The sequence below is a fragment of the Thiomonas sp. genome (assembly GCF_034007205.1).
Classification (GTDB): Bacteria; Pseudomonadota; Gammaproteobacteria; order Burkholderiales; family Burkholderiaceae_C; genus Thiomonas.
The window spans coordinates 96,389-117,129 of sequence record NZ_JAVERI010000007.1; the positions used below are offsets into that span (position 1 = coordinate 96,389).

At 67.0% G+C, this 20,741-nt stretch carries 12 protein-coding genes; 4 read left to right on the plus strand and 8 right to left on the minus strand.

What is annotated here, in order from left to right; translation table 11 throughout:
- Window positions 1–31: 31 nt before the first annotated feature.
- Both RBR52_RS07590 and RBR52_RS07595 read left to right on the plus strand, forming a co-directional pair.
- On the plus strand, window positions 32–7,366 hold the full coding sequence (locus tag RBR52_RS07590; protein ID WP_320376599.1) for a polyketide synthase: 7,335 nt from the start codon (window positions 32–34) through the stop codon (window positions 7,364–7,366).
- Window positions 7,366–12,342 (plus strand): non-ribosomal peptide synthetase, encoded by a 4,977-nt coding sequence (locus RBR52_RS07595; protein ID WP_320376600.1) that lies wholly within the window; start codon window positions 7,366–7,368, stop codon window positions 12,340–12,342. The genes RBR52_RS07590 and RBR52_RS07595 overlap by 1 nt, the downstream gene beginning before the upstream one ends.
- Before the next feature lie 8 nt (window positions 12,343–12,350).
- Here the strand turns inward: RBR52_RS07595 and rnhA are convergent, their stop codons facing one another.
- Complete coding sequence (rnhA, locus tag RBR52_RS07600) at window positions 12,351–12,806, minus strand: ribonuclease HI (RefSeq protein WP_320376601.1); 456 nt, start codon at window positions 12,804–12,806, stop codon at window positions 12,351–12,353.
- Between the two features lie 5 nt (window positions 12,807–12,811).
- Window positions 12,812–13,702: a class I SAM-dependent methyltransferase gene (locus tag RBR52_RS07605; RefSeq protein ID WP_320376663.1), complete on the minus strand. Its 891-nt coding sequence runs from the start codon at window positions 13,700–13,702 to the stop codon at window positions 12,812–12,814.
- Between the two features lie 24 nt (window positions 13,703–13,726).
- On the opposite strand from RBR52_RS07605, the gene gloB reads away from it, so the two are divergent.
- Both gloB and RBR52_RS07615 read left to right on the plus strand, forming a co-directional pair.
- The gene (gloB, locus tag RBR52_RS07610) at window positions 13,727–14,545 is read left to right on the plus strand and encodes a hydroxyacylglutathione hydrolase (RefSeq protein ID WP_320376602.1); all 819 of its coding nucleotides are present in this window, start codon (window positions 13,727–13,729) and stop codon (window positions 14,543–14,545) included.
- Window positions 14,546–14,602: 57 nt separating this feature from the next.
- Window positions 14,603–16,159 (plus strand): transglycosylase SLT domain-containing protein, encoded by a 1,557-nt coding sequence (locus RBR52_RS07615; RefSeq protein ID WP_320376603.1) that lies wholly within the window; start codon window positions 14,603–14,605, stop codon window positions 16,157–16,159.
- A 33-nt stretch (window positions 16,160–16,192) separates the two neighbouring features.
- On the opposite strand, the gene RBR52_RS07620 is transcribed toward RBR52_RS07615, so the two are convergent.
- The 6 genes from RBR52_RS07620 to moaD all read right to left on the minus strand — a co-directional run bounded on the left by RBR52_RS07620 (window position 16,193) and on the right by moaD (window position 20,739).
- On the minus strand, window positions 16,193–17,533 hold the full coding sequence (locus tag RBR52_RS07620) for a CaiB/BaiF CoA-transferase family protein (protein ID WP_320376604.1): 1,341 nt from the start codon (window positions 17,531–17,533) through the stop codon (window positions 16,193–16,195).
- Window positions 17,526–17,924, minus strand: a complete 399-nt coding sequence (locus RBR52_RS07625) for an MAPEG family protein (RefSeq protein ID WP_320376605.1) — start codon at window positions 17,922–17,924, stop codon at window positions 17,526–17,528. Before RBR52_RS07625 ends, RBR52_RS07620 begins: the two co-directional genes overlap by 8 nt.
- A gap of 94 nt (window positions 17,925–18,018) precedes the next feature.
- On the minus strand, window positions 18,019–19,560 hold the full coding sequence (mctP, locus tag RBR52_RS07630) for a monocarboxylate uptake permease MctP (protein WP_320376606.1): 1,542 nt from the start codon (window positions 19,558–19,560) through the stop codon (window positions 18,019–18,021).
- A 4-nt stretch (window positions 19,561–19,564) separates the two neighbouring features.
- Window positions 19,565–19,777: a DUF3311 domain-containing protein gene (locus RBR52_RS07635; protein WP_320376607.1), complete on the minus strand. Its 213-nt coding sequence runs from the start codon at window positions 19,775–19,777 to the stop codon at window positions 19,565–19,567.
- Between the two features lie 208 nt (window positions 19,778–19,985).
- Entirely contained in the window at window positions 19,986–20,477 is a 492-nt protein-coding gene (gene moaE, locus RBR52_RS07640; protein WP_413818306.1) for a molybdopterin synthase catalytic subunit MoaE, read from the minus strand.
- A gap of 4 nt (window positions 20,478–20,481) precedes the next feature.
- Complete coding sequence (gene moaD, locus RBR52_RS07645) at window positions 20,482–20,739, minus strand: molybdopterin converting factor subunit 1 (RefSeq protein WP_320376608.1); 258 nt, start codon at window positions 20,737–20,739, stop codon at window positions 20,482–20,484.
- Window positions 20,740–20,741: the final 2 nt, after the last annotated feature.

Genomic DNA, 20,741 nt, shown 5'->3' on the forward strand with positions numbered 1-20,741 from the left:
TTCGCACAGATGCTCGACCTTGGTGGACCTCATGCACAGCCATGCAAACAGCGGCGTCACCCCTTCCCGGCTGGGCGATTTGACGACGCTCGTCCCGCCCGCGCAACGCACCCCCTTTCGTGCCGATCTGCCATCCCTGGCGGGCCTGCCCTCTGAAATGGCGATGGCCGCAGCAGCCATCGCGCTGCAACGGCTGTGCGGTACCGGCGCTGGCTTGTTGGTGCTGTCGCGGCAAGCCGCACCGTTCCTCCTGGCCGCCTGGCCCGATGAGACAGGTCTGCACGTCATGGAGCGTGCGGGCGGTGAACTCTCCGAGTCATCCGCCCCGCCCGCTCCGGAAGCGGTCGATCTGGTCTGGCTCGCCGATCCGGCTAGGCAAGGCGAAGCGCTCACCCGATACCCCTCGGCCCTCGTTCTGATGAACGAGCCGCAACGGCACACCCTGCAACGGGTCTCCACAGGGCTCTATCCCGAAGCATTCGTGCGGTCGCTGCTGCATACCTTCGGCGTCGTGGCGCGGGCGCTGCAGGCCGATCCGACGCAGCGCGTCGAGCGGTTCGGGCTGCTCGACGCCGAGCAGCAAGCCGAACTCCTGGCGCTCAATCCCGACTGCCGCAATGCCCCCGCTGCACCCAGCGTGCAGGCCCGCTTCGGCGAGATGCGAACCCAGTATCCCGATGCCCCTGCGCTGCGCTGGAACGGGGGCCAATGGACCTACGCGCAACTCGACGCCAAGGCCCGCGCGGTGGCGGCTGCGCTGCGAACGCAAGGCGTCGCGCCGGGCGATGTCGTCGCGCTCTGCCGCGATCGCGGCCCCGCCTCCATCGCCTCGATGCTCGGCATGCTGATGGCCGGGGCGAGCTATCTGCCCATCGACCCCAAGTTCCCGCCGGAGCGCGTGGCCCATATGGTTGAAGACGCGGGCGCGCGGCTCGCCCTCGCCCAGCCCGACACCGCCGGGCTGTTTCCCGACAGACTGCAGACCCTCGACCCCCAAGACCTGCTCGACAACGCCGGCACGCCGCGACTCAGCGGCGACGTGCCGAGCGCGCCCGAAGCGATCGCCTATGTGATGTACACCTCCGGCTCCACCGGAGCGCCCAAGGGCATCGCCATACCGCACCGCGCCATCCTGCGTCTGGTGGTCGATGCCACCTTCATGCCGCTCGACGCCGCGACCGTCATGCTGCACGCCGCGCCGCTGGGTTTCGATGCCTCCACGCTCGAAATCTGGGGACCCTTGCTCAACGGCGGTTGCTGCGTGCTGCACGACGAGTCCATTCCCACCGGCCCCGGCATCGCCCGCAGCATCGCGCGCCACGGCGTGCGCAGCGCCTGGCTGACCGCGGCGCTGTTCAACGCCATCGTCGATGATGATCCGCACGGGTTCAAGGGCCTGAGCCACCTGCTCACCGGCGGCGAAGCCTTGTCAGTCTCTCATGTTCGCCGCGCGCTGCAAGCGCTGCCGCAGACCACCCTGATCAACGGTTACGGCCCCACTGAGTGCACCACCTTCACGGCCACCTATCGCATTGCGCATGCGCTGCCGGCCGACACCCTGGCCATCCCCATCGGCCACCCCATCCAGGACACGCATGTGCTCATCCGCTCGGCCACGGGCGCGCTGTTGCCGCGGGGCATGGTGGGCGAGCTGTGCGTGGGCGGGCGAGGCGTCGCGCAGGGCTATCTCAACCGACCCGAGTTGAGCGCCGAACGCTTCGTGCCCGACCCGCTCGATGCCCAGGGCAGGCTCTATCGCAGCGGCGATCTGGTGCGCTGGCGCGACGATGGCGTGCTGGAGTTCATCGGCCGTGCCGACGGCCAGATCAAGATTCGCGGCTACCGCATCGAACTCGGCGAAATCGAAGCCGCGCTGGGCGCGCAGCCCGGTGTGCAGGCCTGCGCCGTGACCCTGCATACCGACGCCGCGCTCGGCCCGCAGCTCGTCGGCCATGTCGTCGCGCACAGCGGCGTGGCGCTCGATCTCGAAGCGGTGCGCCGTGCGCTCGCCGCCCGCCTGCCCGAATACATGATCCCCGCGCACCTGATCGCGCTCGAACGCCTGCCGGTCACCCTCAACGGCAAGCTCGACCGCAAGGCCCTGCCCGCGCCCACGCGCGCCACCAAGAGCGAACCCGCGGCCTCGTCGCAACCCGGCGGGCTCGCGCAGGAAATCGCCGCCGTGTTCGCCGAAGTGCTCGGCCTGGATCACGTCGGCCCGTCGGACCACTTCTTCACCCTCGGCGGCAATTCCCTGCTGGTCCTGCGTGCCCTGGCCGCGCTGCGCCAGCGCGGGCACGGCGAGCTTGGCGTCGCCGCGTTCTTCGGCGACCCGACGCCGCGCGGCATCGCCGCGCACATCGGCGGTCAGGTCGGCATCGCGGCCCACCGCCTCACCGCCGCCCACCGCGGTGAGCCTCATGGCGACACCCTGCGCGACGAGCCCATTGCGATCATCGGCATGGCCGGGCGCTTTCCCGGCGCCCCCTCGGTGGAAGCCTTCTGGAACCTGCTCGAAGAAGGCCGCGAAGGCATCCGCTTCTTTCGTCCCGACGAGCTCGACCCGGCCATCCCCGCCGCCTTGCGCGCCGATCCGGCCTATGTCGCCGCACGCGGCGTGCTGCAGGGCGTGGCCGATTTCGACGCCGCCTTCTTCGGCATCAGCCCGCTCGAAGCCGAGCTGATGGACCCGCAGCAGCGCGTGTTCCTGGAACTGTGCTGGCAGTGCATGGAGCGCGCGGGGCATGTGCCGGGCCAGACCGCCACCCCTGTGGGCGTGTTTGCCGGCATGAACAACGCCACCTATTTTCAGCGCCACGTCAGCGCCCATCCCGACAAGGTGCAGCGCCTGGGCGAGTTCCAGGTCATGCTGGCCAACGAGAAGGACTATATCGCCACCCGCACCGCCAACCGCCTCGACCTCACCGGCCCGGCGGTGAGCGTGCACACCGCCTGCTCGACCTCGCTGGTGGCCATCGGCCAGGCCGTGGACAGCCTGCGCAGCGGCCAGTGCGGCATGGCGCTGGCCGGCGGCGCGTCCATCACCTGCCCGCCCGACAGCGGCTACCTCTACCAGGAAGGCGCGATGCTCTCGCCCGACGGCCACACCCGCACCTTCGACGCGCAGGCGCAGGGCACGGTGTTTTCCGACGGCGCCGCCGTGGTGCTGCTCAAACCCCTGAGCGCGGCGCTGGCCGATGGCGACACTATCCACGCCCTGATCCGCAGCGTCGCCATCAACAACGACGGCGGCGGCAAGGCCAGCTTCACCGCACCCAGCGTGGATGGACAGTCCGCCGTGGTCGCCGCGGCGCTGGCGGCAGCAGGCGTGAACGCCGAAGACATCAGCTACGTCGAGGCGCACGGCACCGCCACCCCGCTGGGCGATCCGGTGGAGGTCGAAGCGCTCGCCCGCGCATTCGGCCAGTCCACCGCACGCAAACAGTTCTGCCGCATCGGCTCGGCCAAGAGCCATATCGGCCACACCGTGATCGCCGCCGGAGCCGCCGGGGTCATCAAGACGGCGCTTGCGCTGCAGCACGAGCGCATTCCGCCCACGCTGCATTTCACCGCGCCCAATCCCAAGCTCGCGCTGGAGCAAACCCCCTTCGTCGTCAACGACACCCTCACGCCCTGGCCGCGTGCTGCGAAGCCGAGGCTGGCCGGGGTCAGCAGCTTCGGCGTCGGCGGCACCAACGCCCACGCCATTCTGGAAGAAGCGCCGCTGCGAGCGCCCGGCAGCCCGGCGCGGGGACCGTTCATCCTGCGCCTGTCGGCCCGCAGCGAAGGCGCGCTGGCCGCTTCCGCCGAGCAACTCGCCGACCATCTCGCCGCCCAGCCCGACACCCCGCTGGGCGATTGCGCCTACACCCTGCGCGTGGGCCGCAAGACTTTTGCCCAACGCCTGACCGTGGTGGCCGACGACGTAGCCGACGCAATCCAGTCCCTGCGCGATCCCCAAGCCCCTTTGCGCGCGCAGCGCAAAGCGCCCGCCGCGCCGCCGCCTCTGGCCCTGCTCTTTCCGGGCCAGGGCGCGCAATACGCGGGCATGGGCAGCGGCCTTTACGACGCCCTGCCCGAGTTCCGCGACGCGCTCGACGCCGCCCTTGCCGCGTTTGCGCCCCACACCGCCTTCGATCTCGAGGCCCTGCTGTTCGGCGACGATGCCGCCGCGCTGCAGCCGACCGCAGTCACCCAGCCCGCGACCTTCTGCGTCGAATACGCGCTGGCGCAATGGTGGTTGCAGCGCGGCCTGCAGCCCAGCGTGCTCATCGGTCACTCGGTGGGTGAATTCGTCGCCGCCGTGCTGGCCGGGGTGTTCTCGCTCGAAGACGCCGCCGCCCTGGTGGCCTTGCGCGGCCAGCTCATGCAGGCCCAGCCGCCGGGCGCCATGCTCTCTGTGCGGCTCTCCGTCGGCGCGCTGCAACCCTACCTCACGGACGATCTCGACCTCGCCGGAGAAAACGGCCCGCAGGCCAGCGTGGTGGCGGGTTCGTTCGAGGCCATCGCGCGTCTGCAGGCCAGGCTGGACGCCGACGGCCTCGTCAGCCGTGCGCTGCAGACCTCGCACGCCTTTCATTCCGCCATGATGGATGCGGCGCTCGCGCCATTCGAGGCGGCGGTGCGCGCCGTGCCGCGTTCGGCGCCGCAGCGCACTATCGTTTCCACCCGCACCGGCCAGGCCCTCACCGCCGAGCAGGCTACCGACCCCGTCTACTGGGCCAGGCATCTGCGCGACACCGTGCGCTTCTCCAGCGCGGTGCGAACGGCGCTGAGCACGCAGCCCGATCTGGTCTGCATCGAGTGCGGCCCGCGCGGCTCGCTCAGCACCCTGGTTCGCCAGCACGCCACGCCCGGCCAGCCTGCGCCCATCGCCCTGCCCAGCCTGCACGATGCCGCCGCCAGCGAACTGCGCCAGCTCGCCGTCGCGGTCGGCCAGCTCTGGACGCTGGGGCACGACATCCCCTGGTTCGATGCCGCGGAAAAGCGCCAGCGCATCCTCCTGCCCACCTACCCGTTCGAGCGCAAGCGCTATTGGCTGGACGCCGCCATGGCGCCATCAGTCAGTCCACAACCCGCCAGCCCGCAACCCGCCGCATCGCAACCCGCCGCCATCCCCGCAGGCGAAGCGCCCTGCGCAGCCCCTCCCTGTCTTCCCATTCCGACGACCGCCGCCATGACCCAAGCCGCCTCGCGCCTGCCGACGCTCATCTCCCGCCTCAACACCCTGTTCGAAAACAGCTCGGGCATCGAACTGGCCGATACCGACCCGACCGCCGCCTTCGTCGAACTCGGGCTCGATTCGCTCACCCTCACCCAGGCCGCGCTGCAGATCAAGAAAGACTTCGCCCTGCCCATCACCTTCCGCGACCTGATGGAACGCTACCGCAGCGTCGACGCCCTGGCGCGCCACATCGACAGCCAGCTCCCGCCCGAAGCGGCCCAACCCGCCGCCACGCCGCAAGCCGCACCGCAAGCCCCGCTCGCGCCAGCTGCCGGAGACCTCGCCATGACCCAACCCGCCCCTAGCTTCGCCGCGCAACCTCTGCCCGCCCCCCAGACCGTGGCCGCGAACGCGCCCTTCATGCAACAGCTCATCGCCCAGCAGATGCAGCTCATGGCGCAGCAGCTCGCCCTGCTGGGCGGCGCTCCAGCCGCGTTCAGCGTCCCGGCATCCGCCGAGGCGCCGGTCGCCCCGCAAGCCATTCAAGCCGCCACGCCAACGGCCAGCGCAGCAGCAGCCCCCGCGCCAACCGCCGTCCCCGCCGCCGCGAGCGCCCCTCCCGCCGATGACGAAGGCCCGAACGCCAACGCCAGGTACGACGTGAAAAAGGCCTTCGGCGCCATCGCCCGCATCCACACCACGCCCACCGGTGACCTCAGCGCGCGGCAGCAGGCGCGGCTCGACGCCTTCATGCGCCGCTACATCCAGCGCACCCAGGCGTCCAAGGCCTACACCGTGCGCCATCGCCCGCATCTGGCCGACCCGCGCGTGGTCAACGGCTTCCGCCCGCAGATCAAGGAAATCATCTACCAGATCGTCATCGCGCGCAGCAAAGGCTCGCACATGTGGGACCTCGATGGCAACGAATATGTCGACGCCCTCAGCGGCTTCGGCATGAGCCTGTTCGGCTGGCAGCCGCCCTTCATCAATGACGCCGTGCGCAAACAGCTCGACGACGGCTACGACATCGGCCCGCAGCATCCGCTGGCCGGTGAAGTGGCCGAACTCATCTGCGAACTCACCGGCAGCGACCGTGCCGCGCTGTGCAACACCGGCTCAGAGGCCGTCATGGGCGCGGTGCGCGTGGCCCGCACCGTCACCGGCCGCAGCAAGATCGCCATCTTCGCCGGGGCCTATCACGGCATTTTCGACGAAGTCATCGTGCGCGGCACCAAAAAAGGCCGCTCCATTCCCGCGGCGCCGGGCATCATGCCCAACACCGCGGAAAACGTCGTCGTGTACGACTACGGCACCCCCGAAACCCTGGCCGCGCTCAAGGAACGCATGGAGGAATTCGCCGCCATCGTGGTCGAGCCCGTGCAGAGCCGCCGCCCCGATTTCCAGCCGCGCGAATTCCTCCACGCCCTGCGCGAGGCCACCGCGCAAGCAGGCACGCTGCTCATCTTCGACGAAGTGGTCACCGGATTTCGCTCGCACCCCGGCGGCATCCAGGCCCTGTTCGACATCCGCGCCGATCTGGTGAGCTACGGCAAGGTGGTCGGCGGCGGCTTCCCCATCGGCGTCATCGCCGGCAAGCGCCAGTTCATGGACGCGCTCGACGGCGGCCAATGGCAATACGGCGACGACTCCGTGCCCACCGTGGGCGTCACCTACTTTGCCGGCACCTTCGTGCGCCATCCCCTCGCCCTGGCCGCGGCCAAGGCCGTGCTGCTGCACCTCAAGGCCGCAGGCCCCGACCTGCAGCACACCCTCACCACCTCCACCGCCGCGATGGTGGACGAACTCAACGCCCACTGCCGCGAAGTCGGCGCGCCCGTCGTCCTCAAATCGTTCTCCTCGGTGTGGAAAATCTTCTTCACCGAAGACCACCCCATGCAGGACCTGCTGTTCGCCATGATGCGCAGCCGCGGCGTGCACATCCTCGACAACTTCCCCTGCTTCCTCACCACCGCCCACGCCCCGCAGGACATCGCCGTCATCAAGACCGCGTTCAAGGAAGCCGTGGCCGAACTGCAGGAAGCCGACTTCATCCCCCGCCACGTCGATACGGCCCCCGCCGCCTTCGACGCCAGCCGCCCGCCCGTGCCCGGCGCGCGCATCGGCAAAGACCCCGGCGGCAACCCCGCCTGGTTCGTCCCCAACCCCGAGCAACCCGGCAAATACCTGCGCCTCGACGCCTGATGAACGATCACGCCTACGCCTCGGCCGCCACGGCGGTCGACTACGACCCCTTCGCCGACGCCGCGCCCGTCGCCCGCGTCGCCCCCACCACCGAAGCCCAGCGCGAAATCTGGCTGGCCTGCCAGCTCGGCGGCGACGCCACGCTGGCTTACAACGAGTCGGTCAGCGTGCGTCTGCGCGGGCCCATCACGACCGATGCGCTGCGCAGGGCCATTCTGGGCCTTGTCGCGCGACACGACGCCTTGCGCGCCACCTTCGGCGCCGACGGGCTGAAGATGTTCATCGCCGAAAGCCTGGCGCTCGATATTCCGGAACAGCACCTCGACACGCTCGGTCAGGACGCGCGCGATGCCGCCTTGCAGGCCCACATCCGCACTCACGTCGAAACGCCCTTCGATCTGGAGCAGGGACCGCTGCTGCGCGCCAGCATCGTCCGCTTCGGGCCGGACGAGGTGGTTCTGATCCTGACCGCGCACCACATCATCTGCGATGGCTGGTCGTTCGGCGTTCTGTTGGGCGAGCTTCCAGCCTTGCTCCGCACGTCCGGATCGGCGTCCGACCTGCCCGCGCCCGAGGGCTATGCCGACTACGCCGAAAGCCGGTACGACTCCGCGCATCAGCAACAGACCGATCTCGACACACGCTACTGGATCTCGATCTACGACCGTTCAACCCCTGCACTCGATCTCCCTGCGGTACGTCCACGACAGCCGGTGCGCACTTTCGCATCGCGGCGCGAAGACCTGCGGATCGAGCCCAGCCTGCTGGACGCCGTGCGCAAGCTCGGTGCACGCCACGGCGCCAGCCTTTTCGCCACCCTTCTGGGGGTCTACGCCGCGTTCGTCTCCCGCGTCTGCGGGCAGGACGACGTGGTCGTCGGCGTATCGGCGGCGGGCCAGCCCGCCGAAGGCAGCCAAAGCCTGGTCGGACACTGCGTCAATCTGCTTCCCATCCGGTTCCGGATCGAATCCGAGTCCGACATCGCCAGTCTGCTGGACAAGTCGCGCAGTGCCGTACTTGACGCCTACGACCATCAAAGTGTGAGTTTCGGCGGCTTGCTCAAGCATTTGCAGATCGGGCGCGAACCGGGACGGCTGCCCCTCGTTTCGGTCCTGTTCAATCTGGATGCAAGGCTAGACACCAGCGCCTACAGCGCCCAGGGCCTGCAAGCCGATATCTTCTCCAATCCGCGCAGTGCCGAGAATTTCGAGCTTTATCTCAATGTCACGCAGGACGCCCAAGGCCTTCTGCTGGAATGCCAGTACAAGACCGACCTGTTCGATCAAGCCACTGTCCAGCGCTGGCTGGGGCTCTACCGGGAAGCGCTGGTGCGCGCCACGACCGACCCGGCCCAGACCTTGGCCTCGCTACTGGCGCCTTCCCCTGCTGAACAAGCCCTTTTGGCGCAATGGAATGACACGGCGCGCGATTACCCGGCCGGTCAACGTCTGGATGCGATGCTGGCCCAGGGCCTGCAGATCGATCCCGGGGCCATCGCGCTGGTGTTCCAGGGGCAGCATCTCAGCTACCAAGACCTGCACGCGCGTGCGCGGCAGCTCGCGCACATGCTGCGTGAGCGGGGCGCAGGCCCTGGCGTGCTCGTTGGCGTCTGTGTGGAGCGCAGCCTGGAACTGGTCGTGGCCCTGGTGGGCGTCATGCTCAGCGGCGCCGCCTATGTGCCGCTTGACCCATCCCTGCCCGCCGAACGTCTGAGCGGCATGGCCGAGGACGCCGACATCAAGCTGCTGCTCGCGCGACACGCCGACTACGCAGGCCGCGCCCATGCTTTCCCAATGCAGACGCAGGCGCTGTTCCTGGACGACATGGCCTGGCAGCCGCATGAGGCCGTGCCGTCGCTGCCTGCCATCGGCAGCGAGCGAGATCCGGCCTATGTCATCTTCACCTCGGGCTCCACGGGACGGCCCAAGGGGGCCATGAATGCGCATCGCGGCATCGTCAACCGTCTGCGCTGGATGCAGGAGGCCTACGCGCTTCAACCCGGTGAACGCGTACTGCAGAAAACGCCGTTCAGCTTCGACGTGTCGGTGTGGGAATTCTTCTGGCCGCTCACGGTCGGCGCCACCCTGGTTGTCGCGCGGCCTGATGGTCACCGAGACAGCGCCTACCTGGTCGACCTGGTGCAGCGTGAGCGCATCGACGTGATGCATTTCGTTCCGTCCATGTTGCGATTCTTCCTCGACGAGCCCGGCGCAGCGGCCTGCGGGCGCCTGCGGCAGGTGGTGTGCTCCGGCGAAGCCCTGCCGCTCGATCTGGTCGAGCGCTTTTTCACCCTGCTGCCGACGACCCGTCTGGCCAATCTTTACGGCCCGACCGAGGCCGCGGTCGATGTCAGCGCCTGGGAATGCCGCCCCGGCGAGCCCTCGGGCATGGTCCCCATCGGCGGGCCCATTGCGAACACCCAGTTGTACGTCCTCGACGCCCGTCTGCGGCCACTGCCCATCGGCACGCCGGGAGATCTGTATATCGGCGGGGACCAGGTCGGCATGGGCTATACCAAGCGGCCCGATCTGACGGCCGAGCGCTTCATCGCCGATCCATTCCGCAGCGGGGGCCGTCTTTACAAGACGGGAGACATCGCCCGCTGGCGTGGTGACGGCGCTCTCGACTACCTGGGCCGCAGCGATCATCAGGTCAAAGTGCGCGGCTACCGCATCGAGTTGGGCGAGATCGAGAACCAGATGCTCGCTTTGCCGGGCATCCAGCATGCAGTGGCCATCACCCGTGAGGATCAGCCAGGAGACCTTCGCATCGTCGCCTATGTCACCGCCGAGGAACCCGCCCTCGACAGCGAGGCGCTGCGTGATCAACTGCGCCGGGTTCTGCCCGACTTCATGGTCCCGCAGAACATCGTCCAGCTCGACGCCATACCGCTGCTGACCAGCGGCAAGGTCGACCGCCGCGCCTTGCCTGCACCGAACCCGGCGCAGAGCAGCGCCGGGCGCGAGCGCGTGCCTCCACGCAGCCCCACCGAGCAGATGGTGCTCGGTCTGATGGAGCAGGTGCTCAAGCTGCCCGAGATGAGTGTGCTCGATGACTTCTTCGCCATGGGGGGGCATTCCCTGCTCGCCGCCCGCCTCATCGCTCAACTCAACGCCGCGCTCGATCTCAACCTGCCCTTGAGACTGGTCTTTGAATCTCCCACGGCGCAGCGCATGGCCGTGGCCATCGACAAAGCCAAGGCGAAGGGCGGTGGAGGCCGCGTCGCCATCCGTCACGATCCCAGCCGGAAGTCCGCGCCGCTGACCGCGCAGCAGCAGCGCATCGCCTTCATGGAAGAGCTGCATCCGGGCCGTGTGGTCTACAACACGCCTTCCGCCCACCGCCTGCGGGGGCCGCTGCAGTTCGAGACGTTCAAGCAGGCATTGCACGACATGGTGCTGCGCCAGCCCGTGCTGCGCAGTGTCATCCAGACGGTCAATGGCCAGCATGAGCAATGGGTCCTCGATGAAGTGGCGTTCGACCTCCCGCTCATCGACCTGTCGGCGTGGGCGCCAGAGGCGCGCGAAGGCGAACTGATGCGACGCATGCAGGCCATCGTCGACCAGCCGATCGACATCCATCGGGCGCCGCTGTTTCGCGTGGCGCTGTTCAAGCTCGCGCCGGACGAACATGCCCTGCTGTTCATGCCGCATCACATCATCTGGGACGGCTGGTCCTTCGATCTGCTCTACAGCGATCTGGCCGCCTGTTACAGCGCCCGCCAACAGGGCACTGTCAACACCCTGCCCCCCTTGCCCGTCACTTATGCCGACTATGCCCATTGGCAGCAGGAATGGCTGGGCAGCCCCGCCTTTGCGGCTCAATTGCAGGAATGGAAGCTGCGCATGGCCCAGGCGCCGCAGCCCAGAGCGCCGCAGACCGACAAACCCCGCAGTGCAGGCATGAGCGGCGAAGGCGCCACGCAATGGGTTCGGATCAACAAGGCGGACACCGAGCAGTTGCGCGACATCGCTCGCCAGACCGACCTCACCCTCAACATGCTGGCGCTGGCTTTGTACGGGGCCATGATGGCACAGACCTCGGGTAGCGAAACCATCGTCATCGGCGTGCCGGTGCGTGGCCGCATGATGACCGAAGTCGAACCCGTCATGGGGTTTTTCAACAACCTGCTGCCCTTGCAACTGCGCCTCGTACCGGGCCAGACGACCCCAGACTATCTGCGCAGTGTCAAACAGGAATTCCTCGACGTTCTGAACTTCCAGGACATCCCGTTCGAGCGCCTCGCCATGGAGCCGGAAATGATGGCGCGTTCCCAGCGCGCTGGCATTTACCAAGCCTTGTTCTCCTTCCAGGATGCAAGAGAGCGCACACGACGCTGGGGCGATGTCCAACAGAGCAGCATTCTGATTTTCCAGAAGGGCGCCACGGAAGACCTGGGCCTGTGGCTGATGGAAGTTCCGGGTGGACTGGAAGGCGGCTTCACCTACAACGCCGACATCTACACCGAAGCCACGGCCTGCGCTTTCAAGGCGCGCTTCCTCGAACTGGTTGGGCGCGTGATCCGCAACCCGCAGCAGCCCCTCGGCGACTTGCTGGAGGCCGAACAATCCGACTCCGCGCGGGCTCTGCGACATCTGGCCACAGCCGAGGCAACCGGGCCAGCGATGCCCACCCACGCGGGGTCAGCAGTTTCTGCAACCCCCCGCGAGCGCACTCCCACCGAGCAGACCATGACCGAGGTCTGGTCATCCCTGCTGGGGCTCAAACCCGAGCAGATTGCGCTCTCCGACAACTACTTCGATCTGGGCGGCGATTCCCTCTCGGCCATGCAGGCCGTCCAGGGCATGTATCAGCGCACGGGCAAGCGAGGCAATGCGCGCCTGCTCATCTTTGAATCGCTCGAGCAAATCTCGCGGCACTACGACGAGACGCCCCAGGATGAGGTCGCGGTCACCGCCAAAGCCAGGGGCGGCTTCGTCAAGCGTCTGTTCGGCGGCCTGTCGCGCAACGACTGAGGCCGCCCCTACCCCCGCCCAGCCGCCTCCACGCCCTGGTTCGCCAGGGCGTCGGCGCGTTCGTTGTCGGGGTCGCCGGTGTGTCCGCGCACCCAGACCCAGCGCAGGGCGTGGGGTGCCGCGGCCTTTTCCAGTCGCTGCCAGAGATCGACGTTCTTCACCGGCTTCTTGTCGGCCGTGGTCCAGCCGCGCCGCTTCCAGCCGACGATCCACTCGGTCATGCCCTTGAGCACGTATTGCGAGTCGGTGTGCAGCAGCACGCGGCTGGGGCGCTTGAGGGCTTCGAGCGCCATGATGGCGGCCATCAGTTCCATGCGGTTGTTGGTGGTCTGCGGCTCGCCGCCGTGCAGGGTTTTTTCATGCGCGCCGCTCTTGAGCACCACGCCCCAGCCGCCAGGGCCGGGGTTGCCTTTGCAGGCGCCGTCGGTGTAGATGATGATTTCTTGTTCAGATTCGAGGGTCATGTGTTTCAGGAGTTTGTTTTCACCCGGCGCTGCGCGATGGGCCGCAACGCCACGGCGCGGCGCTTGGCGCGCAATTCCACCTTGCCGACCAGGCGCATGGCGGGCACGCGCTTGATCGCCGCGAGGAAGTACACCGCACCGAACACGGGCCACCAGCGGTCGCCCGCCTGGTCCATGAAGCGCCAGCGGTGCAGCCACAGCGGCGAGCACAGCGCGGGCCGGTAGCAGCCGAAGCGCCCCTGCGTGATTTCGAAGCTCAGCAGCCGCAGCCAGTCGCGCACGCGGCGGGGGGCGAGAAATTCGCCATGCTGCGGCAGATACCAGCCGCCGCCCACGCGCCCGACCAGTTGTCGCATGCCCCACAGGCTCCAGGTGTTGAAGCCGCTGATGACCACCTGCCCGCCGGGCACGAGCACGCGGTCGACCTCGCGCAGACAGGCGTGCGGGTCGTCCACCCACTCCAGCGTGTGCGGCAGCACTACCAGATCGAGCGACTGCGCGGGAAACGGCAGCGCGGTGAAGTCGCATTGCAGGTGTTCGGCAGGGATGGCGTGCGGATCGGGCGGCAGCGGCTCGGGCGGGAGCAGCGCGTTTTCGGCGGCCACGCCCACGGCGTCCACCAGACCGGGCTCGGCATAGACCGGCTCGCCGCCGTAATGTTCCGGCAGCAGGCAGGCCGGACGCACGCCGGGTCGATCTGGCTGCGCCGCCTCAGTGCCATCGAGCGCCAGCCAGCGATGCGGCATGCGGTTGTGCGCCAGACCCTGCAAGGCCGGATTGCCCAGTTGCAGCGCGTGATAGCCGAAAATATCGCTCACCACGCGGTCGATCTGGCTCTGTTCCCAGGCCAGCGCATAGCGACCGGGCGGGGTCTGCAACCAGTGCTGCAGGCTCATCAACGGCCACAGATCGGAGTCACCATGCATACAGAAGCGCTTGCAGCCTTTCGGGATAACTACATCTGGTTGATCCGGCCCGGCGTGGACGATCCGCGCACGCTGGTGGTGGACCCGGGCGACGCCGCGCCGGTGATCGACGCCTTCGAGCGGCGCGGCCTGGAACTGCGCGGCATTCTAGTCACGCACCACCACAGCGACCACGTGAGCGGCATCCGCGACCTGCTGCAGTGGTGGCGCGAAAAGCGCCCTGCCGACGCGCCGCCGGTCTGGGGGCCCGCCGCCGAGCCGATACCCGCACGAACACAGGCCCTGCGCGAAGGCGACGGGTTCACGCCGCCGGGGTGGCCGCTGCGGTTTGCGGTGCTCGAAGTGCCGGGCCACACCCTGGGGCACATCGCCTATGTCGCCAGTGCGCTTCAGGGCGATCAACCTGCCGCGCTGTTCTGTGGCGACACGCTGTTTTCCGCGGGCTGCGGCCGTCTGTTCGAAGGAACGCCTGGCCAAATGCACGGCTCTTTGAACAAACTGTCGCAACTCCCTGAAAATACGACCGTAAATTGTGCCCACGAATACACCCTCTCTAATCTACAATTCGCACGGGCCGCGGATCCCCTGAATGAGGCCGTGGTCGCGCATCAGAAGCGGTGCCTGGCGTTGCGCGCCGAAGGGCTGCCTACCTTGCCCAGCCATATCGGCCTGGAGAAGCAGATCAACCCGTTCCTGCGCACCGACCAGCCCGGCGTGCTGCAGGCGCTGGAGCGGCTCAGGGGCGAAAAGCCCAGGGACGCGGTACAGGCGCTGGCCTGGCTGCGAGAGTGGAAAAACGATTTCAAGGGGTAAGAACCGATGCGGCAACTGAGAAGACTGCGATTTTGGGCTTTGGCTGCAATGGTCGCCATGGCCGCCGGATGCGCCGCCGTCCCTCCCTCAGAAAAAACCGCCGCGCTCTCTCCTCCCGACAGTTCTCCTGCCGCAAGCTCCCCCGCCCTCACCACGCCGCTCGAGGCCGAGGTGGTCGGCAACGGCGCCGTCACCCCCGCAGAGCAGACGGCGCTGCAAGACGACACCCAGGACATCATCCCGCAGTACAACGACATCTGGCAGCGCATCCGCGCCGGTTTCGCCATTCCCAACATGAACAGCCCGCTGGTGCAGCAGGCGGCGCAGTGGTACACCACCCGCCCCGACTACGTCGCCCGCATGACCGAGCGTGCGCGCAAATACCTCTACTACACCGTGCAGGAAGTGCAAAAGCGCGGCATGCCCACCGAGCTGGCGCTGCTGCCCTTCATCGAGAGCGCCTACAACCCCAACGCCAGATCGGTCGCGCACGCAGTGGGCATGTGGCAGTTCATCCCGTCCACGGGCAAGCACTACAACCTGAAGCAGAACCTGTTCCAGGACGATCGCCGCAGCGTGCTGGCCTCGACCAACGCCGCTCTCGACTATCTGCAGAACCTCTACAACATGTTCGGCAACTGGCAGATCGCGCTGGCCGCCTACAACTGGGGCGAAGGCAGCGTGCAGCGCGCCATCGCCTACAACAAGGCGCACAACCTGCCGGTCGATTATCAAGACCTGCGCATGCCGAGTGAAACGCGCAGTTACTACCCCAAGCTGCAGGCGGTGAAAGACCTCATTTCCGACCCGCAGAAGTACGGCATCACCCTGCCCGACATTCCCGATCACCCCTACTTCAAGGCCGTCACCATCACCCGCGACATCGACGTGACTCTGGCAGCCAAGCTGGCCGGTCTGACCGTGGAGGAATTCCGCTCGCTCAACCCGGCCTACACCAAGCCAGTCATTCTCGGGGCGGGCAATCCGCGCATTCTGATGCCGTATGACAACGCCACGCATTTCGCCCAGGCGCTGCAGGCGTACAACGGCCCGCTGTCCACCTGGACGGCGTACACCGTCAAGAATACGCAATCGCCGCTGCAACTGGCTCGCGCCCTGAAGGTCAGCGAAGCCGTGCTGCGCGACATCAACGACATTCCGGCACGCCAGCTCATCCGGGCGGGTTCCACCGTGCTGATTCCCAAGGCCGATGACCACAGCAACAAAAACGTCAGCGCCGCAGTTGCCGAAAACGCCGTGCTGGCCTTCGCCCCCGAAGCGCCCGCAGGCCGCCGCATGCGCCTGCGTGTGGGCAAACAGGGCGACTCGGTCCAGGGCGTGGCCCGGCGCTACCACCTCAGCCCGCTGCAGGTGGCGCAGTGGAACCACACCACCGAGCGCGGCATCTTCCGCAACGGTCAGTACGTGACCATCTACGTCACGCACACGCCCAGCATTTTCGTGGCCGAACGCAAACCGCAGGCCAAACGCCGCCACATCGTGCGCAAGCCCGTCAAGGTCGCCGATCGCCAGCGCAAGGAACTGCGCTACAGCGTGCAGACGAACGACAAAAAGACGCGCGACAAAAAGCTGGTCGACGTGGCGCAGCAATAATCGGGACGGCGGACGCGACCAACAAGAGGACGTTCAAATGACGCCATCCTGCCGCAGCGTGGCGATCTGCCCCGCGTCCAGGCCCAGCTCGGCCAGCACTTCATCGGTATGCGCCCCCAATGCAGGGCCGAGCCAGCGCGTCGCTCCAGGCGTGGCGGACAGCCGGGGCGCAGGCGCAGGCAGATCGACCGGCGTGCCGTCTGCCAGGGCGTGCGCCTCGATCATGCCGCGCGATCGAAACTGCGGGTCGGCGACGATGTCGGCAATGCTGTAGATGCGGGTTGCGGGCACTTCAGCGGCGCGCATGGCCTGCACGATGGCTTCGGGCTCCTGCTGCGCGGCCCACTGCTGAATCGCCGCATCGATCTCGTCGGCGCGGGCCATGCGTCCCGGATTGCGCGCCAGACCCGCATCACCGGCCATATCGGGGCGGCCGATCGCCAGCATGAGACGCTTGAAAATCGCATCGCCATTGCCCGAAATCTGCACCCATTCCCCGCCCTTGCTGCGATAGACGTTGGACGGCGTGATGCCCGGAATGCTGGTACCCGTGCGCTGCCGCACCGTGCCATCCAAGCTGTATTCCATCAGCGTGCTCTCCATGAGGTTGAACACGCTCTCGGTCAGCGCCACATCGACCATCTGCCCTTCCCCGCAGCTTGTGCGCCCCCAGGGCCGGGCTGCGCCCGGCCCGCCCCCCGAGGGGGTCAAGAAAACTTGGGGCGGCCCTGCGTTTTCTTGAGCCCCGTTCCACCGCCCGCCGGTGGCGTCGCGGTGGCGCAGCGCCATGAGCGCGCCGATCACCGCATGCAGCGCGGCGACGGAATCGCCCAGTGACAGATTGGCGCGCATCGGCGGGCGATCCGGGTCGCCGGTGACATAGCGCATGCCGCCCATCGCCTCGGCAATCGCGCCGAAACCCGGCTGCAGGCGCATCGGTCCGGTCTGGCCGAAGCCGGAAATGCGCACCATCACCAGGCTGGGATTGACCGCACGCAGATCGTCCCATCCCAGGCCGAGCTTTTCGAGCGCGCCGGGGCGCATGTTCTCCACCACCACATCGGCGCGCTCGGCCAGGCGCAGCGCGATATCGCGCCCTTGCGGGTGCTTGAGGTTCAGGGTGATGCAGCGCTTGTTGCGCGCCTGCGCCGTCCACCACAGCGACTCGCCCTTGTGCAGCTTGCGCCAACTGCGCAAAGGATCGCCGCCGGGATCATCGCCCTGCGCGGGCGCCTCGACCTTGATCACATCCGCGCCGAACTCGGCCATCAGCCGGGCGGCAAACGGCCCGGCGATCAGGCTGCCGAATTCGAGCACGCGCAAGCCATCGAGCGCACCGCGTGCGGGCTGGATTGAGGCGGGTGACTCATCCATAGAACGGCGCAAACAACAGGGCGATGTTGACGAGCAGGGCGACCGACCACACCAGGGACCGCAGCGAGGCTTGGTCGTTGAGGTAGCACCACAGATACACCGCGCGCAGCACCAGCCAGGCGATGAGCAGGCCGTTGATCAGACCCAGCGGCGCTTTCAGATACAAGGCGAACAAGGCCGCAGCGAACAGAAACGGCAAAGCCTCGAAGCTGTTGGCCTGCGCCGCATTGGCGCGACGTCTGCGCGGGTCGGTCTGCCGCTCCATCCAGAGTCGGGGTTCGTGGTTGTCGTAGCGGTTTTCCTTTGAGCGAAAAGTACCCGACTTGGCCATGCCCGCGGCGACGATGGGCAGTTGCGAGGCGATGAGCAGCAAGATGGCGGTAAGCAGCATGACGAATCTCCAGGGTGAAACGGCAGCATACAAAAACACCAAGGGCCGACTGCTGTCGGCCCTTGGTGCGCAGTGTTTCACGCTGTCTGGAACATCAACCGGCGTAGTCCGCTGCCACGGTCGCATCCTGCTTGTCGGCCATGCCCACGGCGTTGAGCACCAGCGTGGCAACGATGGCCACGGCGAAGTTGAGCACCAGCGCATACAGGCCGATGTAGGCCGGAATCACCATCCCGCCCAGATGCAGCGCATAGCCGGACTTGTGGAAACCCGACAGCGAGGCCGCCCAGATACCCCAGGCCAGACCTGCGGCCCAGCCCAGCAGCAGCGCCTTGGCGTCGAACCAGCGGGTGTAGATGCCCGAGACGATCGCCGGCAGGGTCTGCAGAATCAGAATGCCGCCCAGCAGTTGCAACTGAATGGCGTAGGTCAGCGGCAGGAACACGATGAACAGCAGCGCGCCGAACTTCACCACCAGCGAGGCCAGCTTGGCCATCTCGGTTTCCCTGTGCGTGGAGCAGCCTGGGTTGATATAGGCCTTGTAGATATTGCGCGTGAACAGATTGGCTGCGGCAATCGACATGATGGCCGCAGGCACCAGCGCCCCAATCGCCACTGCAGCAAAACCCACACCGACGAACCAGCTCGGGAAGTAGTGCAGCAGCAGGCCTGGCATGGCGAACTGCGGGCCGTACTGCTTGAAGTAAGGCGCCAGATCAGGCAGTTTGGCAATCCCCGAGGCATAGGCCATATAGCCCAGCAGCGCAATCAGGCCGAGCATGAAGGAATACGCCGGCAGGAACACCCAGTTGCGCCGCAGGGTGTTGGGGCCCTTGGCCGAGAGCACGGCGGTGGTGGCGTGCGGATACAGCATCAGCGCCAGCGCCGAGCCGAAGGCCAGCGTGGGATAGAACGATTGCAGTCCCAGATTGCCGTCTTTCACCGGCGGCAGCAACAAGTGCTCTTTAGGGATCGCAGCAAAGATATTGCCGAAACCGCCCAGCTTGTAGGGCACGACGATGATCAGCGCAATCACCGTGATGTAGACCAGCAAGTCCTTGACTACCGCGATCGACGCCGGGGCGCGCAACCCACTGGTGTAGGTGAAGGCCGCCAGGATGATGAAGGCGATGATCAGCGGCAGATCGCCCACCAGCCCGTGCCCGGTCGGGAAGCCCAGCCCGCCGATCACCACCTGAATGCCCACGAGCTGCAAGGCGATATAGGGCATGGTGGCGACGATCCCGGTCACCGCGATGGCCAGCGCCAGCGCCGGGCTGCCATAACGCCCGGCGACGAAGTCGGACGCGGTGATGTAGTTGTGCTTTTTCGCCACCACCCACAGCCGCGGCAGAATGGCGAACACCATGGGATACACCAGCACGGTGTACGGCAGCGCAAAGAAGCCCAGCGCCCCGGCGCCGAACACCAGCGCGGGCACGGCGACGAAGGTGTAGGCGGTGTAGAGGTCACCCCCAATCAAAAACCAGGTGATCCAGCCGCCAAAGCGGCGCCCGCCCAGGCCCCATTCATGCAGGTGACTCATATCGCCCTTGCGCCAATGCGCAGAGAGAAAACCCAGGGCCGTGATGAACAGAAAAAGCCCGACGAAAACGATAGTGGCGACGATGTTCATGGCCTCAGTCCCCGCTTCCTGACGGCACGACCATCTTATAGACGATGGCGATGAACACCCCGGACAGCGGCACCCAGACGAGTTGCCACCAGTAGAAGAAGGGGATGCCGAACACACTGGGTTCGAGCTTGTTGAAGTAGGGAATGACGAGCACGGCAACACAGGGAATCGCCAGCAGAATGAACTGCAGCGGCCCCAGTTTTTTGGGTGTGGACATGGAACGGTCTCCTGGACTTGGCAGGCGCGCTTGTGGCGGCCTGCCTTGGTTTTGTTTACCGGCGCACGAGGCCGGTGCACTGACCCCACAGATTAGTCCAGCGATTGACGAATTCGTGTATCGGAATGCGTCAGACGCAAGCGAACGCAAACGAACGAGCGTTCGCAAGGGTTTTCACTGGGTCTGCGCAAAAAAGCCTGCGGTGTCTTCAAGCCGCGTTATCGGACTTCACCCCCCAGCGGCGCAGGGCGGCGTCGTCGGATTCGCGCGCGTCCACCCACTGTCCGCCGTCTGGCGTGGTTTCCTTCTTCCAGAACGGGGCCTGGGTCTTGAGGTAGTCCATGAGGAATTCGCAAGCCGCAAACGCTGCGGCGCGGTGGCTGCTGGCCACGAGCACCAGCACGATGTCGTCGCCCGGCAGTAAACGTCCCACGCGGTGGATCACCGTGACCCCGAGCAGAGGCCAGCGGCTTTGAGCGGCCTGCACCATGTCGGCAATGGCGCGCTCGGTCATGCCGGGGTAGTGCTCCAGTTCCATGGCCTGCACATGCCCCGGATCACAGACACCCGGATGATGGTCGCGGCACAGGCCGATGAAGCTGGCGATCGCGCCCACATCCGGCCGTCCGGCGCGCAGGGCCTGCGTTTCGGCGCCGAGGTCGAATGGCTCGGTCTGAATGCGGATCTGGATCGGCACCATGGCGTCAGCCCCCAGTGACCGGCGGGAAAAAAGCGACTTCACAGCCGGGTTGCAGAGCCGTATCCGCACCGCACATCACCTGATTGCAGGCCATGCGCAGCGGTCTGTCGGCAGAGAGCGCCAGGGCGTAGCGCCCGCCCTGCGAGCGCAGCCAGTCTCGCGCCTGGCCGACGGTGTGCACGGTTTCGGGCAGATCATGGGTCTCTTGCGCCAGGCCGACGATTTCGCGCACGCTGGCGAAGTAACGGACTTGCACTCGCATGA

What these genes read in the sequence shown, in the direction of transcription:
- RBR52_RS07605 (WP_320376663.1), bottom strand. Translation starts at nt 13,702, where the DNA reads ATGAGCCTGCAGCACTGGTTGCAGACCCCGCCCGGTCGCTATGCGCTG.
- moaE (WP_413818306.1), bottom strand. Translation starts at nt 20,477, where the DNA reads ATGGTGCCGATCCAGATCCGCATTCAGACCGAGCCATTCGACCTCGGC.
- RBR52_RS07620 (WP_320376604.1), bottom strand. Translation starts at nt 17,533, where the DNA reads ATGGATGAGTCACCCGCCTCAATCCAGCCCGCACGCGGTGCGCTCGAT.
- rnhA (WP_320376601.1), bottom strand. Translation starts at nt 12,806, where the DNA reads ATGACCCTCGAATCTGAACAAGAAATCATCATCTACACCGACGGCGCC.
- RBR52_RS07625 (WP_320376605.1), bottom strand. Translation starts at nt 17,924, where the DNA reads ATGCTGCTTACCGCCATCTTGCTGCTCATCGCCTCGCAACTGCCCATC.
- RBR52_RS07595 (WP_320376600.1), top strand. Translation starts at nt 7,366, where the DNA reads ATGAACGATCACGCCTACGCCTCGGCCGCCACGGCGGTCGACTACGAC.
- gloB (WP_320376602.1), top strand. Translation starts at nt 13,727, where the DNA reads ATGCATACAGAAGCGCTTGCAGCCTTTCGGGATAACTACATCTGGTTG.
- RBR52_RS07635 (WP_320376607.1), bottom strand. Translation starts at nt 19,777, where the DNA reads ATGTCCACACCCAAAAAACTGGGGCCGCTGCAGTTCATTCTGCTGGCG.
- RBR52_RS07615 (WP_320376603.1), top strand. Translation starts at nt 14,603, where the DNA reads ATGGCCGCCGGATGCGCCGCCGTCCCTCCCTCAGAAAAAACCGCCGCG.
- mctP (WP_320376606.1), bottom strand. Translation starts at nt 19,560, where the DNA reads ATGAACATCGTCGCCACTATCGTTTTCGTCGGGCTTTTTCTGTTCATC.
- RBR52_RS07590 (WP_320376599.1), top strand. Translation starts at nt 32, where the DNA reads ATGCACAGCCATGCAAACAGCGGCGTCACCCCTTCCCGGCTGGGCGAT.
- moaD (WP_320376608.1), bottom strand. Translation starts at nt 20,739, where the DNA reads ATGCGAGTGCAAGTCCGTTACTTCGCCAGCGTGCGCGAAATCGTCGGC.